This is a genomic window from Methanosarcina spelaei (assembly GCF_002287235.1).
In the GTDB taxonomy this organism is placed as follows: Archaea; Halobacteriota; Methanosarcinia; order Methanosarcinales; family Methanosarcinaceae; genus Methanosarcina; species Methanosarcina spelaei.
Genome location: NZ_LMVP01000018.1, coordinates 1 through 15,965 on the forward strand (window position 1 = coordinate 1; position 15,965 = coordinate 15,965).

A 15,965-nucleotide genomic window follows, 5' to 3' on the forward strand; every position below is an offset into this window, starting at 1 on the left:
GCATGTCCGGTTCTTAGAAGAGAGAGAACGAGTAATCGCTCTTTCTTATTCAACAAGTAGATCATGAAGAATACAAAAAGAAAAGCATAGTAGAAAGGTTCTTTAGCTGGATAGAGTCATGTAAGAAAGTATTTCCAAGATATGAAATTAAAGAGACATCATATTTAGGAGTTGTAATGGTAGCAGCAATAATTAGAGTAAATGAGCTTTTGGGATAGGCTCCTAAACAAGTACCGGTTAGAATAGGTCTGCATAGTAAAATTAGTGTTAAAATAATTAAGCACTTTTACTACGTTCGTTTCAGAAGCCCTAATATTCCCACTACCGGTTTCGGGTTTTCAATGCTCTCCTGCGCTCCTACTTTTTTATATATTTCAATACCTCTCTCTACTTATTAGGTTCTCTACCTTTCGCTATTTCTCAATTTTATTCTGAATTCCCGGCTTTTCTCCTGCAGATTTTGTCCAGAAGCAGAATGTTATTAAGTATCAAGGATCCGCTCCATCCGAGAGGGATTGCCCATGCAGGGTTGCCTGTAGACTGGTCCACTTGCTCCGGAAGTAGTCCTGTACTGGTTGCTCCGGCAAGAGCCCATTTAAGGCATTTAATTCCTTCATTGGTCAGTGTTTTCACTTTCTCTTCAGGGATTTCTTCTTTTTCATAGGAGTTTTCATGTGTAGGGAGAGTGGGGGCAAAGCTTGTTTTTTCATAGGGAAGGTCAAGGGCAAAGGCGAACATCGCTTCCGAAAGCCAGAGAGTAGTTACTATCCACGGATTTCCGTTTATGTAACTGTCGTTTTCATACCTTTTAATACCATAACCGTGGTTTACGGGCATTGAGAGTTTTTTCTGAATGTTATCTATCATGAACTGGATCATATCTTTCTCAATTGGATCTTTTGGAGAGAGCATTCCAAAAGGAACATAGGTACCGAGAATACTTGCATCAATAGTTTTGTCCAGTTTTTCGTTAATCACTCCTTTTGCAAAGTAACCTTCCTGAAGCCAGAAACGGTCAATTGTAGCCTGTTTGATGAACTCCGCTCTTTTTTTCCAGCGCCTTGCCATGCCAGCTTCCTCATTTTCTTCAGCGAGGTGGGAAGCACCCATGAGCCCGGCATAAATTGAAGCATTCGTATATGTAAAAATTCCGTAGTAAGTCTCCCAGAGATCCATACAGCTTTCGTGAATTCCTGACTTTGTCCGCTTCATCAGGTATTCGGCAGCCCTGAGAACCGAGACCCAGACTTCTTCCAGAAATTCAGCTTTTTTCAGGCCTTCGAGAATCCTGTAGTAAACATCCATAGCATATAGCGTGGATCCGGTTTCGTCAATCTGAGTCGAGTACTCAAAATTGCCCCAGGAGGGAGCAATATCTCCATTTAGCCAGTAACGTTGAAACCATGAACCATCAGAGAGCTGAGTCTGGATGCACCATTTAAAAAACATATCGCAGTATTCTGGATAGCCTGAATGCTTTAGTGCGAGTACGATTTCTGCGGCATCTCTGTTCCAGCAGAACCCGTACCCTCCGCATTTCTCGAAGTTTGAATCAAATTCGGGAGCAGCTACAAAAGACCCATATTCGCGGTCATTAAGAAGGTAAAGCATGAGAAGAGCTCTGTTGTAGGCATTAAACAGCTCCTGACGCAGATTATCGTACTCTTCTAACCCTGGGGTTTTTATAACCTGCTTTCTGGAGAGCCACATAACCCAGTGTTCCCTCGTCTTTTCAAAAATATATTCAAGAGGCAGTTTTGAGAGCTCCTGCATTCTCTTATACAGGAGGCGTCGGGAAGAAGCGGCGCCTATAAGAATAACAAACTCGTTTGCTCCGTCAGCTTCCAGTTCAAGATCCCAACCAGCCGCGTTATTAATGTTTCCTATGTCTTCTTTGTTCCTCTGGAGCTTTCCATCTTCCATATCATATTTGGAGTTCGTCCACCATATAGTATCCATTGCCTTTCCGATTTGCCACTCTGTAAATTCTGGTTGGGAGTATATCCCTATATGATAGTTTTGCCAGTACTGTACGAGCAAATGAGTGTCGGTATCGCAGAATCCGGAGTTTTTCTTGGAGGTTTCTCCCACATTAAAGTTCGAATAATAAAAAAACTTTCCTGAAAGCTTTTTCTGGGACTGAATCTTAAACCTGCGGATAAGGACAGGCACATCAGGGTGTACAAGGTCAAGAATGGAAATCCGGATTCCCGAATCATGATAAAGTTTTGTTGACACAATATTTGTGTCCTCTACATAATTCTGGATGCCGTTCCACTCGTTATCATTGGTCCAGAGAAGCCTTTCTCCTGTATGAATACAGGCTAAGGATTCCTCGACATGCTGAGCATGGTCTCTACGGGGGTAAAAAAAACCTATAATGTCTCCTTTTTTTCCCATTGTTACAAGCAGCTCGTCATTTCCAAGAATGACATTGGGTTGCTTTATCACCGCATCTCCCCTCTCATCTGGTATTCCTGGCTTGTACCGCCCGATGGAGCCGGTGAGATTATGTGTTCGCAGAATTCTTTTCCTGTAGCTTTACAGCTTACCTCCCTCACACTTATGTTTTTCCCGAAATATTCGGTCAGGTAACCTGCAAAATAACCACTCATAAAGGCACAAACCGGCTGGTCTGATTCTCCGTAGACATCAGCTATAAACGAATCTTTCACAATGATTTTTCCTTCGTAAGTTCTGGGATCACATTCGATTTCAAGAATTCCCCACCCCACACCTTTAAAAAGTTCTGCAAGCACGTTTGCAAAGTTACTGTCATTTAGATCCAGAATACTCTTGAAATACTTTGCAGCGTGAGTTCCACCCTTAAGTCCAGAGAAAGTGAGAAGTCCTTCTGCGTGCGGTGCACTCTGGTTTAAAGTTTTAATGATATCAACAATGGTAAGTGCCCTTGCCATAACTCCCCTGACTCCTATAACATTTAGAGGGAAGTCCACTGAATAAACCATCCCGTACTCTGAAATCCCGTACTCTACCTCATTTACAACCTCAAGTTCTTTTATTTTTAGAGCGAAATCCTCAGGATCAACATCTTTATTAAGCTCGGTAAATACTGAGTATTCTCCGGTTTTCTGTGTGATATTATCCAGATGACCAAACATAATAAACGCATTCTTCTTTTCGAGAAAATCAGTTATTAAAGACAGAGATCCGGGTTCTTTCGAGTACATTATCTTAAACCATACAATCTGCGAGTTTTCGTTGAAACCTGCAAACGTGAATAAGTCTCTTACCATGTGACCTGACTCCCATGAGTTAGTATGTGTTCTTTAGTTAAGCTATTATGCTAAGTTTTCTGAATATTTGTGCTTTGAAATCCATAATTACAGCCATAAAATTAACCGCTGCCTCGAAAGGTGTTGAGTGAACACTGAAGTATGAATGTACATCCCCATCTCCGAGCCATTTGGTACACATATAGTAGTAATGGTCCGAAGTCAGCAGATGCTTCCATATACGCAGGATTTCAGGGTCTTCTGTCCTCCTTACAAATGGTTCAAGCAGCTTTATTTCTTCAAAGCAGCGCCTTTGCATATCGTTCCCAAGCCACGCGCTTGTATCACGTTCCATATCAGCCCAGGAAATTGTGGAAAAGTCCCCAACATCGATCTCAGCTACAGGTGAATATTTCTCTACAAGCTCAAGAGGTGTGTTGAAATCCAGGTGAGTTTTGAGCACTTCTCCGGGAAGGTCTTTCAGGAAGGAAAATATCCCGGTTTCTTCCCACTGATGCTCTCCGAAAGTCTCGTAGTCCATAAAGATATTAACACAATCTTCATTATTCCCTGAAGCCCATGAGGCCCATTTCTCTGCAGTGAGAGGATATCCTTCCCACCACCTTGCAGAAAACCTGTATCCTATATCGTCACTCAACTTGTAATTCCTGAAGATAATGGGAAGTCCCGAACCTTTTGCCCTATAAAGTACGTTGGGAGACCTTCCATCAAGCATATGGTCCGCTCCTTCGGTAAGGATTGCCCTGTACCCGAGATCCGAAACAAGCTTCGCTATGGTGTTATTGTAAAGCAATTCGGTATTCCGGAATACCTGAGGTTTAACTCCCAGGAGGTCAAACATAAGTTCCCTGTGTTCTTTTATTTCCTCAATAAATTCGGTTTTGTCTTCAAAAAGGCTTGAAAGGGAGTGATAAAATGTCTCATCCAGAAATTCTACTGCTCCGGTTTCTGCCATCTGCCTGAACCCTTCTAGGGTATTTTTTTCCCAGAGTTCGCATTGTTCGAGCAGGGTTCCGGTAACCGAGAGAGAAAACCTGAATTCTCCTTTATGTTCATCAAGAGCGTCCAGGAGGAGTCTGTTTGTGGGAATGTAGCATTTCCGGGCTACTCTTTCAAAGATCTCCCTGTTGCTTCTCTCGTCAAAATAGCGGAAAAAACCTGTTCGGTCATCAGGCCAGAACCTGCGCAGTCTGAAAGGCTGATGTACCTGGAAATATATGCAAACCGAAGTCATGTTCCCTCCTCCAGCACAGCTCTCCTGAAATCGGACAGGATGGAAAAGTAATTGACAGCCCTTTCATACCCTTCCCTGATATTCCCGGAGTTCATAGAGAAAAATATTTCACTCTGTTGAAGGTAACCGAATATCTGTTTAAGTTCTCGATAGTTCTTATTTTCTTTAAGCTCTGAGAGTTCTTCTTGAATTCTTACCAGTTCTCGTAAGTAAAGCTGCTGAGCATGATTACCTAATGCGTTATTCATTCCATAACGGATTGTCTGTTCGGTTCCCAGGGTAGGAAGTCTTAAGGGTTCAAATATCTTGACAGCTTCGGAAGGTGTGAGCATGTCGATGCCCCTGGACTTTAGGGCTTCTGGAAACATCCTGATAAAATCGTCTATCATGCTTTTATTTCTGTAGTGAAAGCAGAGGCTTGTATAATTAAAATAAAGGGTAAGAACATCACCTTCCATGCTGGCAATCCAGTCCGCGAACTTTTCCGGAATAAGAGGATAGCCTTGCCAGTTTTTTTCCGAAAAGCGCAGTTCAAGGTCCTCGCTAAGGTTTATGTGCCTTAACAAAGTCGGAAGGTTATTTTTAAAGATATGTACAGGGTCATATCCGTTCATAAGGTTCCTGGACCCTTCGGCGATAAGACCGTTAAAACCCAGATCTGTAAGAATTTTTCCTACTCTTTCGGTGTATAGAAGCTCTGTGTTTACGAAGGTTTTAGGAGTGATATCCAGTAATTCCCGAAGCATTTCTCTGTACATGAGCACTTCTTCCTTAAATTCTGAAAGATCAGGATAAAGCGAACTCAGGGAGTGATAACTGCAACTTCCTGTAAATTCTACGCTCCCATTTTCTCCTAGTTCGTGGAATGATTCAAGAAGTTCGGGGTCCCATCGACACTGTCTAAGGAATGGCCCGGATAGATCAAAAGAATATTTTCCCCCTTTTTCTATGGACTCTATAATTAGATCATTAAGGCGTAAAAACTGTCGGCTTGTTTTTAAAAATTTTGAAAAAATATTATTCCGGTCAAAATACCGATCCATTTCAGGCACCCCGAAAAACCCTTCTACAGGCCAGTACCACTTGGGACTGTAAGGCAGATGCACTCCCATACAGATGCATACAGCTTTCATAACACAGTAATCTAGTATGGAAACCTACTAAAAACTATTGTTTTGGTTAACTCAAAACTATTTTTTATGTCAAATCTAAAACTTGCAATGGACAAAAATGAGGATAAGATCAAAAAACGGATCAAAAATGTATCAAAAACAGATCAAAAAACAAATTTTTGAATTTTCAGAATGAATTGTTGAAAAAAAGAATTGTAAATAAAAAGATGGGGTGAAATCTAAAAATAAGAGGGAATTTCTTATCCCATCATAAACCTTGTAAGGCTACCATATGCGTCGGAGATCTCTTTGAGGAAGATGGAAATCTCAAAGTCTTTTCCTTTAACCTCAAGGGAATTGCCTTCAACCTTGCCGATTATCATATGAGGCACATCTTTGAAGATTTCGAGTACAGCTTCAGGTTCGCCTGTAGTAAGTACAGCTCTTGCCGGAGCTTCTGAGAATAATAATTCTTCAGCTTTTAATTCTGAGGCTTCACTCAAATTTACCTTTGCACCGGAGTTCCTGCACATCCTCGCAAGTCCTGCGGCAATTCCTCCAAGGGAAAGGTCGTGTGCTGAACTGAGTTTTCCGCTTCTTGCTGCTTCTATTACGGCTTTTATTATTTCAGGAGCATTTTTTGGGACAGAAGGAACTTTTCCGGCATTTTGGGCCCCGAAACAGGTATAGTATTCGGAAGCTCCCATATCCGCAGTTGTCTCTCCTACAAGGATGATGGTATCTCCGGGTTTTGCAAAGAAGCCTGAAGGAAGAGGAGTCTCAAGGTTGACTTTTCCGATTACTCCTATCGAAGGGGTTGGGAGAATTGCGGTCTTAAACTCATCGCTTTCATTATACAGGGAAACATTTCCTCCAACGACCGGGATTGTGAGTTCCCTTGCTCCATCTCCAAGCCCGAGTACGGCGTTTTTGAACTGCCAGTAAATTTCCGGGCGATCTGGGTTTCCAAAATTCAGACAGTTTACAATAGCAAGCCCGTCGGCCCCTTTTACTGCAAGGTTCATGGCATTTTCAATTACTGCAATCTTTCCTCCGTTATAGGGGTCAAGCAGGGTAGCTCTTGGCTGGCAGCCGCAAGAAAGTACGAGTCCTTTTTTATCGGTTATCTTGAGCACACCGGAGTCTTCTCCGGGTTTGACAACTGTTCTCAACTGGACTTCGTGATCATACTGCCTGTAGATCCATTCTTTTGAGGCAATATTGTAAGAAGAGAGAACTTTCAGGAAGGCTGCCTTAAGGTCTTCCGGAGTTTCGGGAGCTTTATTTTCTTCAATAGGGGAAATAGGAGCTATTGAGGGTTTTTCGCAGGTCGGAGCTCCACCTGTCAGGAAATTAATCGGGATATCTGCAACGATTTCTCCTTTAAACTCAACCGTATAATTTTGCTTTTCTGTCAAGTATCCCACTACAGCCCCATTAAGGTCGTATTTTGCTATCAGAGCAAGTACGGCATCAACGTCTTCAGGAGTTACTTCAAAGACCATGCGTTCCTGAGATTCTGCAAGCAGGATTTCGTACGCGTTCATATTGGGTTCGCGCTGGGGTACTGCATCTGCAATAATATGGGCTCCAAGCCTTCCCTTTGCAGCCAGTTCTGAGCTTGCTCCTCCAAGACCGGCAGCTCCAAGGTCTTTGCAGGATTTTATATATCCCTTCCTCATGGCTTCCAGCGTCATTTCAATTACAAGCTTCTCAGTATAAGGATCTCCCACCTGAACACTTGGGCGGTCTTCAGCTTCGGCTGATTCGGAAAGATCCCTGGAGGCAAAGGAAGCTCCTCCAAGTCCATCTCTTCCTGTGCTGGAACCTGCGAGTACAATTTTGTTTCCGGCTTTCTGGGAGCGGGCAGTTATGACCTCCTCTTCCCGGCAGAGCCCTACTGCAACCACGTTTACAAGAGGGTTTCCACTGTATCTTCTATCAAAGAAAGTTTCGCCATTGACGACTGGCACTCCTATACAGTTTCCATACCCTGCAATTCCCTTAATTATCTGTTCAAAAAGGAACATATTTTTTGGAGTGTCCAGAGGCCCGAAATAGAGTGGGTCCATAAGGGCTATTGGGCGAGCTCCCATTGAAATTATGTCCCTTACAATGCCTCCTATTCCGGTAGCAGCCCCATTATAGGGATCGACATATGAAGGGTGATTATGGCTTTCCATGCCTATGGCAAGTACATAGCCATCATCGAACTTTATAATTGCAGCATCGTCCCCCGGGCCAATAATCACGTTTTCACCAATACTGGTAAAAGTTTTCAGGAGAGGAGCACTTGAGCGGTAGGAACAGTGTTCGCTCCATAAATTTAAAAAGCAGCCCTGTTCTATCAGGGTGGGCTCTCGCCCTAATTCTTTTTTAATAATCTTAAGGTCTTCTTCAGGTAACATTGCCTTGCCTCTGATGCTTAATCCTTTTTTGGATATCGAAGCTCTGGTTTTTTCTTAATAGATTATTGATTTTTGATTATTCAATTAAGTTCAAGAGTTTTAGTATTAGCGTTAACAGTCTATGCCGACATAAAGGGATAAGAATTAAATAAACATTTCTAACCCAAGCCTTTTCAAAAAACTGCTTGGCCGCAAACCTTTTAAGAATAAGTTTGATCTCAAACCTTTTGAGAAAAGGTTTGATCGAAAACCCTAGATTTCTGAGTTTGAATACCTTATCCTCAATCTCTATCTGCGTGCTCGCAAACCTTTTGAGAAAAGAATGGTCTTGGAATTTTTATTGATTGAGAATAAAACCGGTTTTGGATTAGCTAAGGGTAAAAAAGACTCAGTACCAAAACCTAGTGATGAATTTAAAGTTCAAAATCACTAGGTTTTGTAATTAGTCATGATCCTTGTGACATAACTTAAAAATTGAAGTCTTTAGATGTAGAATATTGATTTTGATGATAACTGGACTCTTCTTGCTAACTCAGGTCTTCAATTAAAAAATACGAAAATCACTGGATTTTGGAACAGAGTCGTAAAAAAGGATTTAAAATAAAATGGGTAAAAAACTGTGTTTTAAGGTTATATTTGCTGGATCATTTTTTCCACTTTTACTCCGGATTCGGTAAGGGAATACATTTCTTCCTTTTTTGTAATTAATTCTTTCTGTTCAAGTTCATCGAGAGTTTTTGCAACGGTGGGATGTGCAACTCTCAGGGTTTTTGAAACTCTTTTCCCTTCCATTTCTCCTTTTGAGGAAAGTAAGGAAAGTACTTTTTGTCTTATACTGTTTCCGTTTACGAAACCTATTAACTCGTTTAATTCGTTCATCAGGTGCCCCCGATTTATTAGTGTACTTTTTATTTTTATACTGCTATATTTATATAATAGAAGTACATATATCTCAATGCAGGTTAAAGAAGGAGATGGAATTCAAGATATATCTAATTTATCGCTGGGTATGAAAGGTTCTTTCCGGAAAAATCAGGAATTTTAAGCTTTGTTTAGCTTTCTCGGTTTTTTCAATTTTTCGGCTTAGATCCGCATTTCCAGAGTGCTAAGCTTTTGAATTTCCTTTAAACATTCCAATTTTCGTTTGCAATTTTTACCAATCTGTAATATTCACTAAGAATATAATTACTAACTTAGTTATAAGTAAATATTATAACTAAATATTAAACGTATATTCATTTGTATTCGGTTAAGGATTTTGAGCTGCTGATCTCGATTTCGACGGAAAAACTCAAACCCAAATGTTTAGTGTTTAAATTGAAATCGATATCAGATTCCAGTTTTGCATTTGATGAATAATTTAACAAATTTTATGAAAATCAATGCAATTGATAACGATTTTTCCTTAACCGATGACCAATGAACGTATATTAAACGAACATTAAACGAACATTAAACGAATATTAAACGAATATTAAACGAATATACTAATATAAAAAATTGAAAAATAATAAAGCTCTGGCTGGCTTTTTATATTGTCAATAAGTTCAGGTTATTATCTGTAATTCAATATAAAGTGCCTGAAAAATACCATTAGGCTTTAATACCTTCATTGATAAGTACTTTATATCTATTTAGTTATTTTTAGATGTAAATTACATATACAATGATTACAAATTCGGAGGATATATCAACAAATGAGCAGCGGAATGTGCCCAGTATGTGGGCTTCCAAAAGAACTTTGCATTTGCGAAGAAGTTGCAAAAGAGCAACAGAGAATTACTGTAAAAGTTAACCGAAGAAGATACGGCAAAGAAGTTACCGTTGTAGAAGGTTTCGACGCAAGTGAAATAGATCTTCACGAACTGTCAACTTATCTTAAATCAAAGTTTGCATGCGGCGGTACGGTAAAAGGAAATACTGTGGAACTTCAGGGCAATCACCTGACCCGCATGAAAGAAGTCCTCATGGAAAAGGGTTTCTCTGCTGAACAGATTAAAAACTAAACCCTGACGAGCCTCAGGAATAAACCGGATCTGAGAAGTAACAATAACATTTTCAGGTCTGGAATCGCATATATTTTTGTCGGTATTTTAATAGCATGCGTTTTAGGTAAATTACAAGATATATTTCTACTCAAAAACAAAAGTATAAGGATACATAATTGATTAAGAAATCTATAAATATGAACTGGTTAAGAGAATCTTTCGTAAATTTACCTGATTTATGCGGTGTTGGTCTCCCATGAAAACAACATGTGAAATTATGGTACAGAAAGTCTTGCCTGCAATTAGGGCAGAACTTTCCAGAACAATGATCTTTGAGCATGGGTGCACGCAGCAGGATGTAGCGGACATCCTGGAACTTTCAAGGGCTGCGGTATCCCAGTACGTGAGTGAAAAACGTGGGGCTGAAGTCGGTTTTTCCGAGGAGACTCAATACGAAATTCGGAAATTTGCATCAGTGCTTGTAAATAAAGACTTATCCTCTCAGGAAAAGGTAAAAGGCATGTGCAATGTTTGCAGGTTTGTTCAGAAATCCGGCTGGCTATATAGGAACGCTCCTGAAGCTAAAGCCTGCATTATCTGCGAGGATACGGATTTAGAGTGAATGGAACGCTGTGTATTAAATGTAAAGGAAAAGGACTTTGCGGACGTCCCCGTTGTCCGATCCTTGAAAAATTCAAATCCTTACAGTCGATTGTTCCTGCAATCTCAGGAGACTCTGTTTTTGGAGCATCTCCCCCAGCTATTTTTGTCGGAAGCTATGGTTACCCCAGGGTTTCGGCAGGCCCGCTCATTCCCCCTCTGGCAAAAGAGAGCGAAGCCTCGATTTTTGAAGACCCTTCAGCCTGGGCAAACATGCAGATTGAAGACATTATCTCCATGCGTTCCCGTATGGTCAGAGCAAACACAAACTTTCATGTAAAAGATGCCCGCAGCAAAGAAAACCCTCTCCTTGTAAAGGCACAGGAACTTGCCCTCTCCAGAAAACCGGTGGATACAGAAGCCTGGTTTTTTAAAGCCCCTAAACAGGAACTCAAATTCGATGCTGTACTGACGCCTATGGGCCCATCAGGGCTTGTTAAAGACTTTGAGCTTGCAGAAAATCCGAATGTCCCGAAAAAAGTCGATTACCTTGTCTACGACACTGATGCCCTGGCAAAAGATGCCGTGCTTGAACTCTATAAAGGGGATATTCCTGCTGAACATATTACTCGCCTGTTCTCAATTGGCCTTCTTGGAAAAGAACGAAAAATCGTGCCAACACGCTGGTCAATTACAGCTGTGGATGATATGGCAGGAAAGGAACTTGCAGGCCGCATAAAGGATTTTCCCTGGATCTCGGAGATTCAGCTTTTTAGCGGGACTCATTTTGGTAACCATTTTGAAGTCCTTATCCTTCCACGGGCTTATGCCTTTGAACTTATGGAAATCTGGCTCCCAAAAGCAGTCTGGTCTGGAGAATCAAGCTGGATTGGAGAAGACAGTGAGGGTTATGATGGAAAAAAAGGTTATTCTCCTCTGGCTGGAGGTTATTATGCCTCAAGGTTGCCTGTACTTGAATATCTGACAGAAATCAAAAGGCAAGCCTCGGTCTTCGTACTCCGGGAGATAACTCCAGACTACTGGGCCCCTCTCGGAGTCTGGGTCGTCAGGGAGGGTATGAGAAAAGCCCTTCAGAATCCTCCAAAAAAATTCGATTCTCTCGAAGCGGCAGTTTCAGATCTAGCGGGCAGGATAAACACACCAAAATCCGAATGGGTACAGCAAGCAAAGACACTTTCGGACTTTCGCTTTCAAACGACTCTGGACTTCTTTTTTAAAGCATAACTCAAAATTAGAGTCTGTAAATTTAGAGTCTGTAGAATCAGAGTCAACGCAAATCAGAGTCAGTGTAAAAACAAGCCCACGTAAAAACAAAAATAACTTAAAAGCAGAAACAGTGCTAAATAAAAATCGCAAATAGAAATTGTGTAGCCGCAGAAATCTCGTAAATAAGGATAGATTGCTGACTATTATTTAAAACAAAAATAAACAGGTAGGAAAACTTTAAAGCCTTTTTTCCGGCTTGTTTAAGTTTCCTGGCCTTTTTTACGTTTATTCAAATATTTCAGGCACTATACGACGTGCAACTTCTTCGTAAGCCTTGGAAATGTCGCCTTTGTCAAACCTGAAAACGTCTTTATCCATGGACTGCCCGGTCTTTTTGTCCCAGAACCGACAAGTATCGCAGGAAATCTCGTCTGCAAGGATGATTTCTCCGTTCCTCCTTCCGAATTCTAGCTTGAAATCCGGAAGTAAGATACCTTTTTTGTCCAGGTAAGGCACAAGCAAGCTATTGATCCTCAGGGCGAGTTTCCTGAGTGTGGCAAGTTCTTCCTCTGTTGCCAGTCCAAGCGTAAGAGCAATATCATCATTCAGCATTGGGTCCCCGTATTCATCGTTTTTGAAATCAAAAACAAGTACTGGGGACTTGAAGTTCGTGCCTTCTTTTATGGGATATCTTTTTGTAATCGAACCTGCGGCAATATTCCTGACAATGACCTCGATTTTTATAATCTCGACTTTCTTCACAAGCATATCAATGTCAGAAAGCATTTCGATAAAGTGAGTCTTTATTCCCTCGGCTTCGAGCATCTCAAAGAGTTTTTTTGAGATTTGGGCATTGTAATACCCTTTTTTTTCCATTTCCCCTTTCTTTTCTCCGTTGAATGCAGTCAGACTGTTTCGGAATTCAGTAATAAGGGTGTCAGGATCATCCGTCTCATAGATAGTTTTTGCTTTCCCTGAATAGAGCTGTTTTCTTGTCATGCAATGGTCCTCTCTAGGGATAATTCTGAATTTACTTAGATAGAGAGATCTTAGGAATGATAGTTTTAATATACTAGTTCTGATAATGCAGAAGTTTTGATAATGTCGTGGCATTCCAGAAATAAGCTATATAGATCGGATCCTCTCTAGTACGCAAGTACATCTCACGGAGACAATTCGGTTATTTCCAGAATTCACAATCACTCTCTGAAAGTGAGACACTTTTCCGGAGGCAGCAGATGCTTTTTCCGGAAATATGCTTTGACTCCCAAAAGAGATAGAGTAGATGATAACGTGTTCTGCTAGATAAAGTTATCATCTCCAGTCGGTTTTTCCTTTTACTGCCGACTGCTTCGTAAATTTTATCACTAAAGAAAACCAATTACTAGGTTTAACAAATTAAAGAAGGATTTAAGAACTTACCGCATTTGAGTGCCCAACACTTGATAGTGGATTAATCCAAGCACGCAACAGGTAAAAACATGTCAGGCGCTATATTAGATATCGTAGAACTACTGCTAACCGCAGAGATCTATAATCGCTATCCAGAGCTGGATGTAAATGATCTTCCAAAAAACATTCGGAAAAACTACTGGAACAGCACAGAAAAAACAGTTCCCAAACCCATCACAGCCACGTTTATCCGAATTGAAAAACTGTACGGGCTTAAGGATGTTGAAAAAATTGTAAGGAACGTTCCCTTCATAAGTACTGACAAGTCTCACTTTGAACTTCGTCTGAGCGCTTTCGAACTTGCTGCGGAATGGTTTGAAAAGCAGGAAGGCTCTCAGGAAAGGATTGAAAGTAACCCTGTTCTGGCTTATTACTTTGGAGAAATAAGACAGGGTGAGACTGCAAACTATGCACTTGCAAAGGCGAAAATAAGGCCCAAGGAAGTCGACAGGGAATGGATAGAGTCCCTGGTAGCGGAGATCCGGAAAGAAGACAAAGGCGAAGATATGCTGAAACTCGTGGTCATTATTGCCCCTGAGGATGTAAAGCAAAAAGTCAAAGACCTTGTGCTTACCGGAGAACAAAAGAACGAAGTTGAAAAGATTACGAAAGCCATCGATTACAGGGAATATCTGCGGGAAATCGGCCTTCATGATATCGGAAAACTTCTGTTTGTCGGCCCTCCAGGAACCGGAAAGACCTCTGTTGCCCGTGCACTTTCAGAACGGCTCTCAATCCCGTTTGTGGAGGTCAAACTCTCCATGATAACAGACCAGTATCTTGGTGAGACTGCAAAGAACATTGACAGAGTCTTTTTGCTCGCAAAGAAGCTGAATCCATGCATTCTTTTCATAGATGAACTGGATTTCGTAGCAAAAGCAAGAACGTCTGACGAGAATGCTGCCATCAAGCGGGCAGTAAATACTCTACTTAAGGCCATAGACGAAATCAGCCTTGTGGATCACGGAGTTCTTCTTATTGCCGCGACCAACCATCCCCGCATGCTTGATAGCGCAGCATGGAGACGCTTTGACGAGATTGTTCATTTTCCTCTCCCTGACCTTGAAATGCGTAAAGATATTTTGAATATCGTAACTCGACATATTGAAGGGGATTATGATACAGGGGTAATTGCAGAATTGACAGATGGGTATTCAGGTTCGGACTTGCGCGTAGTTATAAGGGAAGCTGTTCTGAGTGCTCTTCTTGAAGAGCGTAAAATACTTACTCAGCAGGACCTGCTGGACGCCGTAGACTCTTTCAATGAGAGGGCTGGCCTCAAATCCGAAGAGTACGAAAGGAAGAAGTAAGATGAGGCTAACACTGCTTGGGACCGGCGATGCTGTCGGAACTCCTAAGATCGGATGCAATTGCCCTGCCTGCGAAGATGCCCGAAATGGTGGAAAAAGCCAGCGTCTTCGTTCTTCTATCCTTGTGGAGTCAGACAAAGGTAAGATCCTCATTGACACCAGCCCTGATTTAAGGCAGCAATTTCTCAAACAAAACCTGTCCTGTATAGACGGAGTGATCTGGACGCACGGACATTACGACCACTACTCCGGATTTGGAGAGTTCTACAGGGTTCAAAATAAGGTTGATGTCTATGGGGTTCGGGAAACCCTTGAATACATAAACCGGTACGTCTCCTTCCTGAAACCCAGATATCATTATGTGAAGCTCTATGAGCCTTTCGAGCTAATCGGGCTGCAGTTCACTCTTTTTAAGGTCAACCACCCTCCTGTAGAAGTTCCGGCAGGGGTTGTAATTCGGGAAGGCAATAAAAAAGTAGTAATTACAGGAGATACAAACTCAGAAATTCCTGAAGCTAGCCTGGAGCTTATGAAAAATCCTGACCTTCTTATCGCCGATGCTATAGTACCTCCTAATATCCATATCAAAAAACACATGAATTCAGAGGAGGCTATGGCACTTGCAGAGCAGCTCAATGCAAAAGAAGTAGCTTTGACTCATCTCAGTCATCTATTTCGTCCTCACAATATCGAAGCATTATTTTTGCCCCTTGGATATGATGGGCAGGTTTTTGAGTTTTAAAAATTTTTAAAGATTTAATTACTATTAAAATCTTTCTAAAACTCATGCTTAAATTAATCCGGAATCTTTGTTTAACACTATCTTTTTATTATCCTTATCATTTTCTCTATTTTTATTGGGAACTGTAAAATAAGCAGTATAATAAGGATTACAAAGAATTTGAGTATAATAATTGACACCATTGACTCTTGCACCTGTATCATCAATCTGCTGATAAGGTGTAGCTTTAAGACCTTCCAGAAAAATCTCAGCTTTCTCCTGATGAAAGATATCAATATCTTTTGTCAGGATTCGAGAAATAGTGGCTTTAGATATATGAACACCAATATTTTCCAGAAATTCATGTATCTTAGGCTCTGAAACATTAGCAACATGATTAAGGGTAATTATAAGAGATTTGATCCCAGGACCAAATTCACCCTTTACGCCTTGTGGCAATTTTCCTGCATATGTTTTATGCTCAGAAGGAGAATAAAAAATCTCTATTCTGTAGTTTGTATTAACAGGCTTTATGTATATATCCTGAATTATTACGTCTCTATAACCTTTAGGATATGCATCACTGGGTAAAATGGATATGTCAACTTTACATGTTTCAGTTCGATGAACCTCTATTTTATCCAGTTTAGATTTAG

The 15,965-nt window shown here is 41.0% G+C and carries 13 protein-coding genes; 5 read left to right on the plus strand and 8 right to left on the minus strand.

Annotation, left to right across the window (positions count from 1 at the left end; all coding sequences use genetic code 11):
• Positions 1-426 precede the first annotated feature (426 nt).
• The 6 genes from ASJ81_RS01760 to ASJ81_RS01785 all read right to left on the minus strand — a co-directional run bounded on the left by ASJ81_RS01760 (position 427) and on the right by ASJ81_RS01785 (position 8,890).
• The gene (locus ASJ81_RS01760; RefSeq protein WP_095642973.1) at positions 427-2,451 is read right to left on the minus strand and encodes a glycoside hydrolase family 15 protein; all 2,025 of its coding nucleotides are present in this window, start codon (positions 2,449-2,451) and stop codon (positions 427-429) included.
• Positions 2,448-3,257, minus strand: coding sequence for a V4R domain-containing protein (locus ASJ81_RS01765; protein ID WP_095642974.1), 810 nt, complete (start codon positions 3,255-3,257; stop codon positions 2,448-2,450). The genes ASJ81_RS01760 and ASJ81_RS01765 overlap by 4 nt, the downstream gene beginning before the upstream one ends.
• Before the next feature lie 37 nt (positions 3,258-3,294).
• Positions 3,295-4,491 (minus strand): glycoside hydrolase family 57 protein, encoded by a 1,197-nt coding sequence (locus ASJ81_RS01770; protein ID WP_095642975.1) that lies wholly within the window; start codon positions 4,489-4,491, stop codon positions 3,295-3,297.
• The gene (locus ASJ81_RS01775; protein WP_095642976.1) at positions 4,488-5,624 is read right to left on the minus strand and encodes a glycoside hydrolase family 57 protein; all 1,137 of its coding nucleotides are present in this window, start codon (positions 5,622-5,624) and stop codon (positions 4,488-4,490) included. The genes ASJ81_RS01770 and ASJ81_RS01775 overlap by 4 nt, the downstream gene beginning before the upstream one ends.
• 239 nt (positions 5,625-5,863) lie before the next feature.
• The gene (purL, locus tag ASJ81_RS01780) at positions 5,864-8,011 is read right to left on the minus strand and encodes a phosphoribosylformylglycinamidine synthase subunit PurL (protein ID WP_095642977.1); all 2,148 of its coding nucleotides are present in this window, start codon (positions 8,009-8,011) and stop codon (positions 5,864-5,866) included.
• Between the two features lie 630 nt (positions 8,012-8,641).
• Positions 8,642-8,890, minus strand: coding sequence for a winged helix-turn-helix domain-containing protein (locus ASJ81_RS01785; protein ID WP_095642978.1), 249 nt, complete (start codon positions 8,888-8,890; stop codon positions 8,642-8,644).
• An 818-nt stretch (positions 8,891-9,708) separates the two neighbouring features.
• On the opposite strand from ASJ81_RS01785, the gene yciH reads away from it, so the two are divergent.
• From yciH to ASJ81_RS01800, 3 genes are all read left to right on the plus strand, one after another.
• Positions 9,709-10,017 carry a stress response translation initiation inhibitor YciH gene (gene yciH / locus ASJ81_RS01790; protein WP_011032808.1) on the plus strand — a complete coding sequence of 103 codons (309 nt, stop codon included), beginning with the start codon at positions 9,709-9,711 and terminating at the stop codon, positions 10,015-10,017.
• Positions 10,018-10,255: 238 nt separating this feature from the next.
• On the plus strand, positions 10,256-10,621 hold the full coding sequence (locus ASJ81_RS01795; protein WP_095642979.1) for a transcriptional regulator: 366 nt from the start codon (positions 10,256-10,258) through the stop codon (positions 10,619-10,621).
• Complete coding sequence (locus tag ASJ81_RS01800) at positions 10,618-11,844, plus strand: Nre family DNA repair protein (protein WP_095642980.1); 1,227 nt, start codon at positions 10,618-10,620, stop codon at positions 11,842-11,844. Before ASJ81_RS01795 ends, ASJ81_RS01800 begins: the two co-directional genes overlap by 4 nt.
• Positions 11,845-12,111: 267 nt before the next feature.
• Here the strand turns inward: ASJ81_RS01800 and purC are convergent, their stop codons facing one another.
• A complete protein-coding gene (gene purC, locus ASJ81_RS01805; RefSeq protein ID WP_095642981.1) occupies positions 12,112-12,825 on the minus strand; it encodes a phosphoribosylaminoimidazolesuccinocarboxamide synthase in 714 nt (237 codons plus the stop codon).
• A gap of 482 nt (positions 12,826-13,307) precedes the next feature.
• Between purC and ASJ81_RS01810 the strand changes: the two genes are divergently transcribed.
• Positions 13,308-14,588, plus strand: coding sequence for an ATP-binding protein (locus ASJ81_RS01810; RefSeq protein ID WP_095642982.1), 1,281 nt, complete (start codon positions 13,308-13,310; stop codon positions 14,586-14,588).
• Position 14,589: 1 nt separating this feature from the next.
• Positions 14,590-15,330 carry an MBL fold metallo-hydrolase gene (locus ASJ81_RS01815; RefSeq protein WP_095642983.1) on the plus strand — a complete coding sequence of 247 codons (741 nt, stop codon included), beginning with the start codon at positions 14,590-14,592 and terminating at the stop codon, positions 15,328-15,330.
• Between the two features lie 48 nt (positions 15,331-15,378).
• Here the strand turns inward: ASJ81_RS01815 and ASJ81_RS22495 are convergent.
• Positions 15,379-15,965 (minus strand): hypothetical protein (locus ASJ81_RS22495; protein ID WP_212556015.1); only part of this gene is annotated, 587 nt, incomplete at its 5' end.

Coding starts and splice junctions, on each gene's coding strand:
- ASJ81_RS01770 (WP_095642975.1), bottom strand. CDS start 4,491: ATGACTTCGGTTTGCATATATTTCCAGGTACATCAGCCTTTCAGACTG.
- ASJ81_RS01785 (WP_095642978.1), bottom strand. CDS start 8,890: ATGAACGAATTAAACGAGTTAATAGGTTTCGTAAACGGAAACAGTATA.
- purL (WP_095642977.1), bottom strand. CDS start 8,011: ATGTTACCTGAAGAAGACCTTAAGATTATTAAAAAAGAATTAGGGCGA.
- ASJ81_RS01795 (WP_095642979.1), top strand. CDS start 10,256: ATGAAAACAACATGTGAAATTATGGTACAGAAAGTCTTGCCTGCAATT.
- yciH (WP_011032808.1), top strand. CDS start 9,709: ATGAGCAGCGGAATGTGCCCAGTATGTGGGCTTCCAAAAGAACTTTGC.
- ASJ81_RS01815 (WP_095642983.1), top strand. CDS start 14,590: ATGAGGCTAACACTGCTTGGGACCGGCGATGCTGTCGGAACTCCTAAG.
- purC (WP_095642981.1), bottom strand. CDS start 12,825: ATGACAAGAAAACAGCTCTATTCAGGGAAAGCAAAAACTATCTATGAG.
- ASJ81_RS01765 (WP_095642974.1), bottom strand. CDS start 3,257: ATGGTAAGAGACTTATTCACGTTTGCAGGTTTCAACGAAAACTCGCAG.
- ASJ81_RS01775 (WP_095642976.1), bottom strand. CDS start 5,624: ATGAAAGCTGTATGCATCTGTATGGGAGTGCATCTGCCTTACAGTCCC.
- ASJ81_RS01810 (WP_095642982.1), top strand. CDS start 13,308: ATGTCAGGCGCTATATTAGATATCGTAGAACTACTGCTAACCGCAGAG.